Consider the following 15743-nt stretch of genomic DNA (forward strand, 5'->3'; position numbering starts at 1 on the left):
CAAGCAGAATACTCCGCATAAATCTCTCCCCTTGTTCGGCGCCTTTCGCGCCCGATCGCAATTTTGAGCGATTCTTAAAATATAAATATTATAATAGTGATAGCTCGGCAACCGTATTGGCTACTGCCGCTGAGTTCATTCGCCCTCGCCCTCCATGGGGCCACGCTCCAGTCGCGGCTGCACCGGCACCACGCCTTCGTCGTGCTGCGCTTTGCGCCACGCCGCCAAGCGGTTGCGCAATGCCGACAACTGCTTCGCGTAACGGGGGTCGGTCGCCAGGTTCAGCTTCTCATCCGGGTCTGCCTGAAGATCGTACAGTTCCTCCGCCGGACGCCTGTAATAGCTGTCGACCACGGCCTTTGCTGCGGGATCCTTGTCGGCGGCCTCACGCCAGGACGGGAAATAGGCACCGGAATCGGTGCGCTGCACCTTGAGGTCGATATGGGTGGTGTAGGTCCAGTCGGGGTGCAGGTTCTCTATGTATTTCCAGCGGTCGGTACGGATGCTGCGCATAGGAAAGACGTTGACCCTGACGTCGTTGTTATGCGTCGTGAAGATCTCCTTGCGACCCACCGGCCCGTGCTCCATGCCGAGCGCCCCGGCGAAGGAAATGCCGTCGATGCCCGCGGGCGCCTTGCCGCCGGCCACTTGCACGAGCGTGGGCAGGATATCCACCCAGCTCACCATCGCATCAGTCCGCGTGCCCGGCTTTACGTGTCCGCCCCAGCGCACGATCATCGGCACCCGTGTGCCAGTATCGTAGAGGTTCCACTTGCCGAACGGCCACTGGGTGCCATGGTCCGTCGAATAGAGCACGAAAGTATCCTTACCGAGCACCGCATCGACCGCATCCATGGTCGCGGCAAGGTCCTGATCCATGCGCGAGACCGCGGCATAGAAGCGCGCGCGGGCATCGCGGGTGATCGGCGTGTCGACAGTCTTGGGCGGCAGCTTCATGGCAGCGGGGTCATAGCCCTCGGTGGTGCGCGGCCAAGGAACGTGCGGCCAGTTGGTGCCGACAAAAAGGGCCAGCGGCCGCTTGTCCTTGCGCGCCTTGAGCCATTCTGCGGCGGCAGGGATACCCTTGTGATCGTGGAACGTGTCGTTGGCGTAATAGTCGAACCCGTAAGTGCCGCTATGCTGGTAATGCGCAACCTTGCCGAAGGCGACGACCTCGTAGCCCTGCTCCTGCAGGTACGATGGCAGCTTGCGGATCGCGGCGTTCGCGCGGTCGTGATTGCCCTCGGCGCCGTTGCGGGCGGGCATCAGCCCGGTCAGCAGCGCGGCGCGGCTCGGCGCGCAAGCGGGCGAAGCGACGAAGGCCCGGTCGAACGATACGCCTTCAGACGCCAGTCTTTGCAACGCCGGGGTCCGCGCATTCGCATCGCCACCGATCGGAACGTCGGCATAGCTGAGATCGTCCGCCAGGAAGATCACCAGATTAGGCCTTGCGGCCGGATCGGCGGTGGCCTCTTGCGCGATCGCCGGTCCTGCCAATGACAGCGCAAGGGCAAGCATGGTCGACGACCGAAGAAGGTGACGCTTTCTGAACCCTGGCATCCGATATCTCCCCGTTTTTGCTGGTAACGTCCGTGTCGCGTTCTATTTTACCACTGCTTCGGGCCGCTGGATCGTGTCGGCTCCGCCCCAGTTCATGCGTACGCGGCTCTTGAGATGGTTGTCGTAAGCCTCGTCCCACGGATCGACGTCACTTGCGGCGGCCCACTCATCCCACTGGCGCGCCATGCGGACGACGCGGTCCGCCTCTCCGGCGGCAAGGTCATGCAGTTCCGCGCGGTCGGCGTTCATGTCGAAAAGCTGCCACGGCTGGCGGAACCGCGCGACCAGCTTCCAGCGCCCGTCCCGGACCGCCCGGTTGCCCTCGTGCTCCCAGAACAGCGGCCTGTCCCGGCTCAGCGGCTTGCCCGAGAACGCCGGGGCCATCGAACGCCCCTGCATCGGGATGATCTCGTGACCGCCGAACTTCGCGGGATACGCTGCACCGGTGACGTCCACCAGCGTCGGCATCACGTCGATCAGGTGCCCCGGATCGCGGACCTTGGTTCCCCTCAACGCAGGTGCGATGCCGCGCGGCCAATAGGCGATGAACGGCGTCGCGATGCCGCCTTCCTCGGTAAAATGCTTGAAGTACCGGAAGGGCGTGTTCTGGAGCGTCGCCCAGTTCATCCCGGCCCAGACGTTCGACTGCGCGCTGCCCGGAGCGCCCTTGCCCGCCAGCCTGCCATCGGGGCCGCTCTCCGCATTGCCACCGTTGTCGCACATGAACAGGATCAGCGTGTTGTCGAGTTCTCCGGCCTGCTCGATGTTCCGGACCAGCGTGCCGATCGAGCGGTCCACATGGCTCATGACGGCGGCATAGACCGCCATCATTGTGTCGAAGCTGTCCTTGTCGGCGGCGGACAGCTTGTCCCAATCGTACGTGTTGGGCAACGGCGGCGGCAGTTCGGCGTCGGCGGCGATGATACCCAGCGCTTTCTGCCGCTCGAACCTTTCGCGCCGGATCACTTCCCAGCCGCGCATGTACCGGCCCTTGAAGCGCGCCACGTCCTCGGGCGGGGCCATCAGCGGGAAATGTGCGGCGGTGAACGGCATGTAGAGGAAGAACGGCTTGCGTTGCGCCTGCGCCTCATGGACGAACTTCGTCTGCCACTCGACGAACATGTCGGAAGCGTACCATCTGCCCTTCCCCACGCTTGGCGAGCGGGTCGGCACTTTTTCTCCGTCGATGTACAGGAAGCGCGTCGCAGGGGGCTGCGCCTGACCGGGATAGTAGAGCGAGCCGAAGGCGGAAGTCAGCGACCGGTCGAAACCGCGCTGCCACGGGCCGACGCCATGGCCGATGCCGACGTGCCACTTGCCCGCCATTGCGGTGTAATAGCCCGTCGACTTCGCCACTTCTGCCAGCGTGACCACGCGGTCCAGCAGCTTGCTGCGGAGGCCCTTCGATCCGGGGATGTCGACGCCCTCCAGATGGCCCAGCCCGGCCTGGTGGGGGTATGTCCCGGTCAGCAGCGAGGCCCGCGACGGGCTGCATCGCGCGGTGTTGTAGAACTGGGTGAACGACAACCCGCCATTCGCCAGCGCATCAATGTTCGGCGTCGGCACTTCGCTGCCGAAGCTGGAGATGTCGGAGAAACCCACGTCGTCGAGCAGGATCACGACGACGTTGGGCCGCGTCGGCTGCGGCTTGTCCGCCGCCTGCGCCGGCAGGACGCAGGCGGCAAGCCCGATGGCTGCACCGCCCAGACTTTGCAGAAAGGGGGCCATGCGTTTCGTCGTCTTCATGCGCTGTTCTCCATCTCCGTTCAGGTGCGAACCGCCTCCCGCCGATGCTCAGAAGCGGAAACGCAGGCCCAGGCGATAGACGCGCTCAAGGAAGCGGGTCTGCCACGGATAAGCCTGTCCCTCGGCGTTGAACTGGCGCTGGTTGGTCGCCGCCGCACCCAGGATGTTCGAAGCGGTGAACGACAGCGTGATGCTCTCGGTCGGGTTCACCGTGCCCGAGAAATCGAGGATGCCGCGCCCGTCCTCGACCACCGGCAGCGTCGGCCCCAGCACGCCCGCGCCAAGCGCCGGATCGTTCACCCGGCCATAGCTGACGACGTAGCTGGACCGGTAGTTGTACGAAACGCGCAGCGAGAACTCCGGCTTTTCGTAGAAGGCGGCAAGGTTGGCGAGATGGCTGGAAACGCCTGCAATCTTCTGCATACCGGGCAGCGTCGCGGCGAGATCCTCGGGCAGTTGCGATGCATGGTCGATGTACGTGTAGTTCGCCAGGACGCCGAAGTCCTGCGTCCATTCGGGCAAGAAGGGCGCGCGAAGGAACGTGCGGAACCCAGCCTCGACGCCGCGCAACCGGCCCTTCCCGCCGTTGAACGGCTGGGTGATGCGCAGACGGCCGAACTCGGAATCCTCGACATCGACGGTGAAGTTCGAGATGAACCCTTCCACGTCGCGTTGGAACGCGCCGACGGTGAGCGAACCGCTGCGGTTGAAATACCACTCAAGCGAGGCATCGTAGTTCTTCGAGTCGATCGGCTTGAGATCGGGATTGCCACCGCTTGCCGTGCGCACGCAGTCCGGCGAAGTCGGCTCCGTGTTGCAGACCGGCGATGGCGCACCGATAGTGAGTGAAGGATTGAGTTGGCCAAACGCGGGACGGCTGCGGGTGTGGGTGTAGGCCAGGCGCATCTGGAGCTTGGGCATGATCCGCAGGCGCGCGCTGACGTTGGGCAGGAAATCGTTGTAGGCATTCTCACGCGTGACGGCCGTGACGGTGGTTACCCCGTTCGCGGTAGCGCGGTTGAAACCGTGGATCGTGTCCTCCGTACGGATCGCGCGTAGGCCGAACAGGCCGTCGAGGGGCATCCCCGCCACATCGAAGACGTAGCGCGCCTGCACGTAACCGGCATAGGCCTTTTCGTTGCCATAGTAGACCGGATCACCGAACTGCGGACGCCCGGCGGCCCAGCCGACCAGCCCGCGCAGGGTGTCCATGTTCTCGACGATGCTGCCGCGGGTGGGCGTCAGGAACGTCCGGATGCCTGCCGCATCGTCACCCCGGAAGCCGGGTGGGACTCGAGCGTAGTCGAGCGGCAGGGTGTTGTAAAACAACCCGGCGGGCGCAGTGGCGCTGCGAGTGTAGGTGTAGGATTCCGCGTCGCGCGTATTGAAGCGCGCACCGGCCTGGATGTTGGAGATACCGACGGCATCGAGTTTGTAGTCGAGATCGAGCCGCGCCTGCACGTCACGCCCGTGATTGCGTACGCCGTTCTCGTTAAGGCCCGACATGCGGTAGTTCGTCGGGTCGAACAGATCGAAGTTCGATAGCGTGACGGTGCCGCCGCCATCGCCCGCATCGGCGTCGAACTCGAAGTGACGTGTCGGCTGCGTGCGCAGCGCATAGTTCATGCCGAAGCTGTACTGGGTATAGGTGGAGTCCGTCAGGGCGACATCGCCGGTGACGCGCAGCCGGTCGCCCTTCCAGATGAAACCGCCGCCGCCCTGGTAGGTGTCCGTCTTCGCATCGATCACGTTCTGCGCGCCGGTTGGGATCCCGCCGGCACTTGCGGTCATGCTCTTGACGAGGTTGGTGCCGGGGAAGAACTCGATGTCCGACAGCACCGCCGCGTCACCCGAGTTGATCTGCAGGTTGCGCCCAGATCCCTTGCCCCGGAAACCCTGGAACAGGAAGTCGGCGTAGAATTCCAGCCGGTCGCTCGGCCGCCACTGCAGCGCGGAGGCGACCGAGGGGCGGAAGCGGTTGGCCGTCGGGTAGTCGATGTTGACGAACGAGGGGTAGCGGATGACGCCCAGCCCCTGCACGTTGCGGTTGAGGATGGTCTGGCTGACGTTGCGTGCGGAATCGAGGAAGTTCACGTCGGCATAGGAGCCTTCGATCAGGAACCCGATGTCGCCGATCCCGGTATTCCAGCGCTTGGACACCAGCAGATTGGCGTCGAGTCCGATCTTCTGCGACTGATACCAGTGCAGCCCGCTGATGCCTCCGGCGATGCGGTCGCCCTTGAAATCCAGCGGCTTGCGCGAACGCACGTCGATGAGCCCGGCGATGCCCGGCTCGATCAGGTTGGCGCTGGCGGACTTGAAGACGTCGATCCGCGCGATCGTGCTGGCCGGAAAGTCCTGCAACGCGACCGAGCGCCCTTCGGCAGTGAAGATCTCTCGCCCGTTGTAGGTCGTGGTCAGGTCCGGCAGGCCGCGTACGCGCACGCCTGAAGCGCCGCCCTGCGCCCAGTCGACCTGCACGCCGGGAACACGCGCCAGCGATTCCGCGGCGGTCACGTCGGGCAGCTTGCCGATATCCTCGGCCACCACCGAATCGACGATCTGGTCCGAGTCCTCCTTGACCGCCTGCGCCGTTTCAAGGCTGGCCCGGAAGGTCGAGACGACAATCTCCCCTGTTGCCGGAGCCTCGGCGCGCACACCCTGCGGCACTGCCGCCTCCTGCGCCGAGGATGTATCGGCCAGCGTCACCAGTGCAAGAGCCGGGCCGACGGCAGTCAGGAACAAACGAACTTTACGAGCGGTCACGTTGGAAATTCTCCCCTGTTTAACGACTTGAGTGCTTATTGTCCCGCCGAAGCGGTCTGCGGCGTGCCCCCACGCCTGCCCGGTAAAGGGCGCCTTCAAAGGTAGTGCGGCTCAGGGAACGAAGGGCATTCCCGGCTCTGCGTGACGATGCGGCGCATACCAGTTGTGCTGCGTTGGCCACTTGGTCTGGTACTTGCGGAACTGTGGCCCGGTGGGCAGGCTGTCCTGGTTGCGGACCGTCCACATCAGCAGTTCGGCCAGCAGCGTCCCCTGCTCGGCCGCCACTTCAGGTCGGTTGAAAAGGTTGGTCAGTTCATCGGGATCGCGGTCGAGATCGTACAACTGGCCATAGCCCATCATGTCGTAGATGAGCTTCCACTTGCCCATGCGAACCATCTTCTGGTTGCCGCTCTGGGTGACCATGTTCAGTTCGTCGAAACCGTCGTCCTGCTTGCCCGCTATCGAAGGCGGGACATTGTCGCTCTGTTCATAGTACAGGCCGCCGAGCCCGGCCTCGGCGTAGATGCTGCGGAACTCGGCTTCGGGATACGCTTCGCCGCACATCAACGGCAGCAGGCTGCGTCCCTGAACACCGTGCGGGATCGGCGCCCCCATCGCCTCGCACAGCGTCGGCATCACGTCGGCCATGGACACGAAACAGGTCTCGCCCACCTTGCCGCGATCGTGAATGCCCGGCCCGTGCCAGACCATCGGGATGTGCACCAGTGTCTCGGGAAGGCCGACGCCCTTCCGGCCGAGGCCATACTTCATGAGATAGTCGCCATGATCCGCGACGCGCACGATGATGGTGTCCTGCAACACGCCCTTGGCTTCGAGATGGCCGACCAGCCGCTTCACCTGGTCATCAATCAGGCGCAGCATCCCGAGATAATTGGAGACATAACGCCGCCAATTCTTCTCGGTATCGCGATAGCCATAGTTTTCGAGCCGGTGCAGCCACCGCGCCCGGTCGCCGAGCTTCTCAAGCGCCTCAAGCCCGGCGCCGCGCTCGGGCAGAGCAGCCGGCGGGAACATGTCCCAGTAAGGCTCCGGCACCTGCTCGGGATTATGTGGCTCAGGGATGGAGACTTGCAGGAAGAAGGGCTGCGTGCCGGACTGATCGATGAAGTCCATAGCGTCGGACACGATCCGATAGGGAAACTGTACGTCGACCGGAAAAGGCGTGGGCTTGGTCGAGACGTTGAAGCTCAGTTCCTTGAGCCATTTCTCATAAGCCGCGTTCTGCGCCTTGTCGCCGCCGGTCTCGTCCCCGACTTCGTGACTGTAGTTGCGCCAGAAATCGACCTGGTCCTTCTTGAGGTAGGTGTGGTTCTTGCCAGCCAGACCGGTGCGATAGCCCGCCTCGCGCGCGACCTGGTACACGTCCTTCTCGAAGAAGGCGGCGTCGGCCTGATAATTCATGCGCACACGATGGGCGGAAGGCCAGCGCCCCGTCAGCATCGAGGTGCGGCTCGGCGTGCACGCCGGCATCGTGCAGTAGGCACGCGCGAAATCGACGCCGTCGCCTGCCAGCCGATCCATCGTCGGCATCGTGTCGAACGGAAACCCGGAACGCTTCGTCAGTCCCGCGGGCTGCTGGTCGGTCAGCAGGAGGATCACATTGGGCCTGCGCCCGCCCGCGCCCGGTTTCAAAGGGTTCGCTCTGGCTGCCGCCTGCAACATGGCCGGCGTCGCAACCGAGGCGACGATCGCGCCTACGGAAGCGCAACGCAGAAAGTCGCGCCGCCGGATGAAGGCGGCTTCGCCGGGGTCGGCTGGCATGGATGCTGTCCTCGTACTCTCATGCCGACGCGGTGCCGCGCATGATCCCAAATTTGTTCTGTTCAAGGCGCATTCTCGCCCGACACCAAAAGGCTGCCATGTCTGTATTTGTATTGTCAAACTTTTTTATCATATTTATAAGTCTATGTTAATTCGCAAAGCCACCGCCTGAGTTTCTAAAGAAGCATGAACTCAAAGATCACCCGTCGCTGCCTCCTGCTGGCAGGCGCAGCTGCCGTCGTTGCATCGAAAGCGATGTCCGCGATCACTGCTGCAAAGCCAAATATCGTCGTGGTCTATGCGGATGATCTCGGATACGGTGATCTCAGCTGCTACGGGTCAACGACGATCCGTACGCCAAACATCGATCGCTTGGCGGCACAGGGTACACGGTTCGTAAACGCCCACTCGCCTTCCGCTACGTGTACGCCATCCCGCTATGCGCTGATGACAGGCGAATATCCTTGGCGAACCTCCGGCACCCAGATCTTGCCGGGCGATGCAGCCGCGCTCATCCGACCCGGCCGCTACACGCTGCCCGCCATGCTGAAACAGGCCGGCTACAACACCGGTTTCGTCGGCAAATGGCACCTTGGCCTCGGCGATGGAAAGGTCGACTGGAATGGAGAGATCGGTCCTGGGCCGCTCGACATCGGCTTCGACCATGGCTTTTTCATGCCGGCGACGCTGGACCGGGTGCCTACCGTGCTCATCGACGGGCGCCGAGTGGCAAATCTCGACCAGAACGACCCGATCGCGGTCAGCTACGGCGCTAAAATGGGCGACGAGCCGACCGGCGCCAAGCATCCGGAAATGCTTCGCTACGGCGCCGATCCGGAACATTCGAACACCATCGTCAATGGTATCAGCCGCATCGGCTACATGACGGGCGGCAAGTCCGCGCGGTGGAACGACGAGAACCTGAGCGACCTTCTGCTGGAAAAGGCGGTGGATTTCATCTCCGCAAAGCGGGCCGCGCCGTTCTTTCTCTACTACGCCGTCAACGAACCTCACGTACCGCGCGCGCCCAACCCGCGCTTCGTCGGGAAGTCAGGCATGGGTCCGCGCGGCGACGCCATCCTCCAGCTCGACTGGACGGTTGGAGAACTCATGCGCGCCCTAGACCGGCTTGGCATCGCGAAGAACACAATGGTCGTCTTCAGCAGCGACAACGGCCCGATCCTCTTCGACGGATACGAGGACAGGGCCGTGGAACTCGCCGGAGCGCATCGTCCCGCAGGCCCCTTCAGCAGTGGAAAATACAGCATTCTCGAAGGCGGAACCCGCGTTCCGATGATAACGGCTTGGCCGGGGCACGTTCGCCCGGGTCACGTTTCATCCGCACTGGTCGATCATGTCGACATGATCGCGTCGCTTGCGGCGCTTGTCGGGCAGCAACTGCCCCATGCTTCGGCCGTCGACAGCTTCGACATGCTTGCCCCGCTTCTCGGCCAGACCCACAGGGGGCGTGAATACGTGGTCGAGGACACCAAGCTCATGGTGACGACCGGCGCTACCGTCGCCAGCAGCGGCTCGCGCATACTGGCGATCCGAGCGGGCGACTGGAAACTGATCCGCCGCAGCGTCGAGCCGCAGCAATTTCATGGCAACCCCATCGGTACTCGACCGGAAAACCAGCTCTACAACCTTGCCGACGATCCAGGCGAAACCAGGAACCTCGCCGCTTCGCAGCCACGGCGCGCGGCGCAGTTGGCGGCCTGGCTCGACAGGATCGAACGGGAAGGACGCAGCCGTCCCTGAACCGGCCGATAGCCGATAACGAACATTCAAGGGAGCAAACGATGGGATATCTGAAGGACGCGGGTGCGGGCGTGCTCGCCCTTTTTCTGGCGGGTGCCGCGCCCTCCACGGTCCATGCACAGGCGGCGCTGGGCGCCAACTACAACGAGCATTTCGAGGACGTGGACTATCGCGATCTCGAAAGGGCGCACACGCGTTGGGTGCGTATCTTCCTGCCGATGCCGCAGGTCGATGCAGGCGCCGCGCGGCATGGCGCCGTGCGAACTATTCTTGAGGTCGGGCAGCGCGGCTATCATACTATGCTGACGCTCAAGTTCCCGTACAATCGCAAGGATTTCCCCAAGCCTGGCTCCCCGGCGATGGCTCGGGAACTGGCGCGTGTCGATGCCGTGCTTCCGCTGGTGGTGGGCCAGATCGATATCCTCGTCATCGGCAACGAGCCTCTCATCGAAAGCCGACGCGAAGACTGGGACGAGGACTTCAACGTCTTCTACGAGACGATTGCAAGACGAGTCATCGACCGGCGACGGGATCATTGCGGCACAGGTTGCAGGACGCGCCTGTACATGGGTGCGCTCAACCAGCTCGAAAAGCCGGACTGGCGCACCCCCACGGCCGAGCGCTGGCTCGCCTTCGTCAAGGCGACGCCGGAACTCGACGGCGTCAACATCCATCCGCACATCGATGATATCGCGGTTTCGCGCGCCTTCCTCGACTACATCCTTCCGCGAATACGGCCGGATCAGAAGTTCACCGTCACCGAATTTTCGCTCGTCTGGTGGTGGAAGAAACAGATGAAACAGGCTGTGTCTCCTGCCTATGCCACGCGGTACAACCTGCCCGCAGGCACGCAAAACTGGCAGGTCATCGCGGCCGCGCTGAAGGCGCCGTTCCCCAAGACGCAGTGGGACGACTTCCTGCGCCTCAGCCCGTGGTTCGAGACACGCAGGCACTACATCCGCAACCAGATGAAAATCTTCCGCGACACCGGACGGCTGGCCGTCGCCACCTACGGGTTCAAGCAGGGACGTTCGATGTCCGCCGAATGGGGACCGAACAAGACGCCATGGCTGCTCAACAGCGTCTTCACGGGACGGACCATCCAGCCCGACACGGATGGAAGCGCCGCGCCCAGCTATGCATGGATCGACGATTTCATCGCCGAACAGAAGGACTGACACGTTGCAGAAGACCCTGCTCAGCGGCGTCGCCGCCCTGATCGTTCCGACACTCGCTTTCGCCGCTGTCCCGGCCAAGGTCGCGGATGACATCTTCCTCGATCATCCTTCCATGGACCGCAACGCTGCGGTCATGCCCGCCGCCGACGCAAAGCCGGTCAGGGCCGTGTTCGACGCGCGCTCCATCGGCGATGCCTCGATGGCGCGGCTGGCGGACGGCGGCTGGATCCTGACCGGCACGAGCTTGCGCAACGGCGATCGGCATGGCGTCGAACTGTGGACCTCGCCGGACGGCAGGAACTGGAAGAACCTTGGCCCCGCCCGGATCACCGGCCCCGGCATAGTTCCCGGCGAGGTTGCCGAGCGCTATATCGCCCCGTCCGTCACCGTGGCAAAAGACCGGCTCTACCTGGCCTTCGCCGACAAGGGCGGCTGCGCTCGCATAGCGACAGGATCGGCGGCCAGTCCGCAGGGTGCGTTCACTGCTTCTCCCTGCCTCGTCGACGGGGCCGAGGACGTATCGCTGTTTATCGACCAGGACGGCACCGGCTACCTCCTGTGGGGTGGCGGCATCATCGCGAAGCTCGCACCGGGATATGCCGGGCTTGCGGAGACGCCTCGCTTCCTCAAGCCTGATCAGGCGTTGTTCGCCAAGCATCCGCCGGTCGGAAAGGACTGGCCGGTGCGCACGCGGGTGGGTCGGCGCGGGGCGATGATGCTGCGCGATGGCGACCGCTACCTGCTTGCCGCCAGTGAAGTCACCGGCCGCCTGCGCACCGCGACCGAAGACGTATTCGTCGCCGAAGGACCGACGCCTTACGGCCCATTCTCGATGCGGATGCTGGCCGCGCCTCATGCCGGGAAGCCCTCGATCCTCCGCCTCGATGACGGCACGCTGGCCACGGTCTACAACCCGCGCTGCGAGGATGATTTTGCCTTGTTCTGCGAGCAGGTCGGCCTCGTCCCGCTGGAACGCGCACCCGACGGCCGGCTGCGGCAGGCCGCCGCCGTCATTACCGAGGACAGCGCAGTCGCCTCCCGCCACCCGCTCGTCACCAGCGAGACGATCCGCGACCCATCGGTCACGCTGGGCGGCGACGGCAATTACTACTTGGCGGGCACGCTCGGCGGCTTCGGCAAGCAGCGCCCGGACGGCGGCGTGAAACTGTGGCGTTCTGCCGATCTGGAGCACTGGGAAGACATAGGTTTCGTCTTCCACTGGGAAGGCATGGGTTACGATTTCAAGGACCATGTCGCCGAACTTTGGGCGCCAGAAATCCACTGGAGCGCGCGCGACAAGACCTATTACCTTGCGTTTTCCGTCATGGAACGCGGCGTCGGCGGCAAGACCTGGCTCTACCGCTCGACCAGCGGAAAGCCGGAAGGGCCCTATACGAACACCGCGAAGAGCTTTCTCGTCGAAGGAATCGACGGCTTCCCGTTCGAGGATGAGGACGGCTTCTACATGCTCTGGGGCGGGGGCAGGATCGGCAAACTCAACGCCGCGCGCAGCGGCTTCGACGGACCGGTGCGCAAGCTGGTGGACGTGGATGGCGACGCGGTGGGCTACGAAGGCAATGCACTCATCAAGGTCGGCGGCGTCTATTTCCTCACCGGCGCGGAATGGAACGGGCCGCTGCGTACGCACGGCACTTACGACATGATGTATGCGTCCTCGAAGACCCTGATGGGGCCGTACAGCCAGCGCCGGATCGGGGCGCCGCATGGCGGGCACGGGACGCCGTTCAGGGACAAGGAGGGCCGGTATTGGTACACCATGTTCGGAAACGACGTGACCGCCCCGTGGCGGATGCATTTCGGTCTAGTGCCCATCGACATCGGCGATCTGGAGGCGATCGGCATTCCGCGCCTCGACGCCAGCGGTAAGTGACAGGCCAATATGACGGAAAAGCGCCATTTAGAGCGGGATCGAAAGTGCGCGCTCAAGAGCTACTATTTATAATATTAATACTTGACGCCCGTTCTTTCCGTTGCCTATCAGGCCGCAACGGCTGCGCCACAACCCGACAACGGGAGTAGCCGGCATTCACCGACCGCCGCATCCCGGTGTCGGAAATGGGGGAAGTTTGATGCTGAATTCCAGGGGCACTCGTCGCATCCTCATGCTCGGAGCCGGTTTTGCCGCGCTCAACGCCGGTATGGCGTGCGCACAGGGTGTACAGAACGGCACCGAGACGACACTTGCGGAACCCGAGGCGGGCCAGGACATCGTCGTAACCGGCATTCGCGCATCGCTGGCGAACGCCCTGGGCGAAAAGCGCAACACCGTGAACATCGTCGACGTCATCAACGCCGACGACGTGGGCAAGCTGCCGGACCAGAACCTTGCCGAAGTGCTGGAGAACATCTCAGGCATCCAGATCGACCGTGCGCAGGGCGTGGGCAGCAACGTTTCGATCCGCGGCTCTTCGCAAAACCTCGTGCTCATCAACGGCCGGGCCACGACGCCTTCGGGCGACAGCCGCGGCGGCATCAGCTTCGGCGACGTTCCGGCCGAGCTTATCGCCTCGGTCGCGGTGACCAAGGTGGCGACGGCAGACCAGCTTGAAGGTTCGGTGGGCGGCATCGTCGACCTGCGCACCTACAAGGGCCTCGGCCTCAAGGCACCGATCGCCTCGATCCGCACCGAGATGGAATATGCCGAGTATTCCGAGAGCTACAATCCGCGCATCTCCGCCGTCTTCGGCAAGAGCTTCGACACCGGCATCGGCGAGATCGGTGTGGTATTGTCCGCCGGCTACAGCAAGCAGACCGTACGCGAGGATGCGCTGAACGTGCGCTACGCCGCGCGCACCACGGTGGACCTGGACGGCGACGGCACCAGCGATCCGTACCTGCGCCCCAACTACGCGCAGCAGTTCAACACCGTGCGCGACCGCGAGAACAAGTCGCTCACCGGCTCGATCGAGTGGCAGGCATCTCCCGAGCTCAAGCTCTTCGTCGACGGCACGTACATCGACCAGTCGGTGACGGGCGCGGAATACGGCGTCTTCTTCCACCAGCCCAGCGACATCTCGGAACTGCCCTATCTCTCGCAGGCGCAGATCGACCCGATGAGTTCGGGCGGGTTCGACTACAGCCTGATGACCAGCGGCCTCGTGGGTGACACCCGCCTGCGCTCACGCAACAACAGCCCCACCCGCTTCACCGAAAGCTACATCGCGGCTGCCGGCGGCGAATGGACCAGGGGTGCGCTCAACGTGAAGTTCGAGGCCAGCCGCGCCGGGTCCACCAGCGACGAGGCGGGCTTCGAAATGGTGTCGCAGTACAGCGATCCGACCGGCCCCAACTTCAACAACGAACGCGGCAAGATCAGCCCGCCGGTGATCCTGGAGATGACCGACGACCTGCTCTACTTCGCGCCCGATCCGTCGAGTCCGCTGTGGGCCAACAAGGCGAACCCCGCCTACTGGAGCGCGTTCATCGCGCGCGACAACGAGACGCGGTTCCGCAACGTCGAGAACGCCCAGCGCCTCGACCTGAAGTGGGATGCGGACCTTGGCCCGCTGCGCTCGATCGAGTTCGGCACCCGCCTCAACCAGTCCAATTCGAAGCGTGACCGCTTCACGCAGGCTTCACGCACGTTCCCCGGCTTCAGCGCCGCGCAGCGCCCCGACCTGTTCGACATCGCCCAGGACGACGTCTTCGCCGACACCGGATACCAGTACATCGGCGGCTTCGTCGTGCCCGCATCGGTGACGCAGGATCCGACTGCCGCGCGCGAAGCCTTCAGCCTTCTGCCGGTGGCGCCGCAGGACTATGCCGCCAGCTTCAGGGTGAAGGAAAAGACCGTCGCGCTCTATGCCAAGGCGAACCTCGATACCGAGATCGCGGGCATGGCGGTGCGCGGCAACGCGGGCGTGCGCTGGGTCAGCACCGACCAGACCACCATCGGCAATGCGATCTCCAGCGGCGTGATCTCACAGATCGTCGACAGGAAGAACTACAAGTACTGGCTGCCGAGCGCGATGCTTTCCATCGAACCGATGGACAAGGTCATCGTGCGCGCGTCCTACGGCCGGTCCATGCGCCGTCCCGACTTCGCGCAGCTTTCGCCTTCGGTGAACTTCCCGCTGGTGGGCGACGTCTATGTCGGCACCGGCAATCCCGAACTGAAGCCGCAGACCGTGGACCAGTTCGATGCGGCGGTGGAATGGTACTTCGACCGCAATTCGATCTTGTCGATCGGCGGCTTCTACAAGAAGTACCATGACCTCGTGACGACCGTGGCGATTTCGCCCACGCTCATCGACCCTGCCCGTGGCCCCTTCGATCCCAACAACTGCGCCACCGGCATCTTCAACCCGGTGGCGGTCGACCTGACCGGAAACGTCGGCAAGTGTGTGGGCGTGAACCAGCCGCAGAACGCGGGCGGCGCGACGCTGAAGGGCCTCGAAGTGGCCTTCCAGCACAGCTTCACCTACCTGCCGGGGTTCCTCGACGGGTTCGGCGTCATTGCCAACTACACCTATCAGGACGGCAAGCGCGACGCGACCTTCACCGTGCCCGGCATCGTGGCGGGTGGCGGCACGGCGGCGGTGCTTCCCCTGCCCCTGCGCGACCTTTCGAAGAACAACTACAACATCACGCTGTTCTACGAAAAATACGGCCTGAACGTGCGCGTACGCTATACGAAGCGCGATCCGTTCCTGCGGACCGAGGCGACCGACCTCAGCAACAACCTGCCGTGGTATCAGGACGACCGCGCACAGGTGAACGCCAGCGTCTCTTACGACGTGAACGACCGGTTCGCCGTCACCTTCTCCGCGATCAACCTGACCAACGAGCCGAGCATCGAGCGCGCCATCTTCGCGGACGGCCCGATCGGGCAGTACCGCGCCGCCGACCGCCGCTTCGTGTTCGGCGTGCGGGGCAAGCTGTAAGGGCGACTACGGGTCGTCGACGGGATGAGATACGAAAGGGAATGCG

8 protein-coding genes are annotated in these 15743 nt (G+C 63.9%); 4 read left to right on the forward strand and 4 right to left on the reverse strand.

Translation table 11 applies throughout. From position 1 onward, the window contains the following. Positions 1–135: 135 nt before the first annotated feature. The 4 genes from LO787_RS03790 to LO787_RS03805 all read right to left on the reverse strand — a co-directional run bounded on the left by LO787_RS03790 (position 136) and on the right by LO787_RS03805 (position 7854). On the reverse strand, positions 136–1497 hold the full coding sequence (locus LO787_RS03790) for a sulfatase family protein (RefSeq protein WP_232494534.1): 1362 nt from the start codon (positions 1495–1497) through the stop codon (positions 136–138). Between the two features lie 105 nt (positions 1498–1602). Next, positions 1603–3306 carry an arylsulfatase gene (locus tag LO787_RS03795; protein WP_232494535.1) on the reverse strand — a complete coding sequence of 568 codons (1704 nt, stop codon included), beginning with the start codon at positions 3304–3306 and terminating at the stop codon, positions 1603–1605. A 48-nt stretch (positions 3307–3354) separates the two neighbouring features. Beyond that, a complete protein-coding gene (locus LO787_RS03800; protein ID WP_232494536.1) occupies positions 3355–6072 on the reverse strand; it encodes a TonB-dependent receptor in 2718 nt (905 codons plus the stop codon). Positions 6073–6183: 111 nt separating this feature from the next. After that, positions 6184–7854, reverse strand: a complete 1671-nt coding sequence (locus LO787_RS03805; protein ID WP_232494537.1) for a sulfatase family protein — start codon at positions 7852–7854, stop codon at positions 6184–6186. Between the two features lie 186 nt (positions 7855–8040). On the opposite strand from LO787_RS03805, the gene LO787_RS03810 reads away from it, so the two are divergent. The 4 genes from LO787_RS03810 (at position 8041) to LO787_RS03825 (ending at position 15697) form a co-directional block, all read left to right on the forward strand. After that, on the forward strand, positions 8041–9615 hold the full coding sequence (locus LO787_RS03810) for a sulfatase family protein (RefSeq protein ID WP_232494538.1): 1575 nt from the start codon (positions 8041–8043) through the stop codon (positions 9613–9615). 41 nt (positions 9616–9656) lie between these two features. Further along, positions 9657–10793, forward strand: a complete 1137-nt coding sequence (locus tag LO787_RS03815) for a hypothetical protein (RefSeq protein ID WP_232494539.1) — start codon at positions 9657–9659, stop codon at positions 10791–10793. A 4-nt stretch (positions 10794–10797) separates the two neighbouring features. Beyond that, positions 10798–12684: a family 43 glycosylhydrolase gene (locus tag LO787_RS03820; RefSeq protein WP_232494540.1), complete on the forward strand. Its 1887-nt coding sequence runs from the start codon at positions 10798–10800 to the stop codon at positions 12682–12684. 199 nt (positions 12685–12883) lie between these two features. Next, positions 12884–15697 (forward strand): TonB-dependent receptor, encoded by a 2814-nt coding sequence (locus LO787_RS03825; protein WP_232494541.1) that lies wholly within the window; start codon positions 12884–12886, stop codon positions 15695–15697. Positions 15698–15743: the final 46 nt, after the last annotated feature.

Origin of the sequence: Novosphingobium kaempferiae (genome assembly GCF_021227995.1) — a bacterium.
GTDB classification, from domain to species: domain Bacteria; phylum Pseudomonadota; class Alphaproteobacteria; order Sphingomonadales; family Sphingomonadaceae; genus Novosphingobium; species Novosphingobium kaempferiae.

Bases quoted from the DNA above. Each gene is read 5' to 3' on its own strand.
- LO787_RS03825 (WP_232494541.1), top strand. From the start codon at position 12,884: ATGCTGAATTCCAGGGGCACTCGTCGCATCCTCATGCTCGGAGCCGGT.
- LO787_RS03805 (WP_232494537.1), bottom strand. From the start codon at position 7,854: ATGCCAGCCGACCCCGGCGAAGCCGCCTTCATCCGGCGGCGCGACTTT.
- LO787_RS03815 (WP_232494539.1), top strand. From the start codon at position 9,657: ATGGGATATCTGAAGGACGCGGGTGCGGGCGTGCTCGCCCTTTTTCTG.
- LO787_RS03795 (WP_232494535.1), bottom strand. From the start codon at position 3,306: ATGAAGACGACGAAACGCATGGCCCCCTTTCTGCAAAGTCTGGGCGGT.
- LO787_RS03810 (WP_232494538.1), top strand. From the start codon at position 8,041: ATGAACTCAAAGATCACCCGTCGCTGCCTCCTGCTGGCAGGCGCAGCT.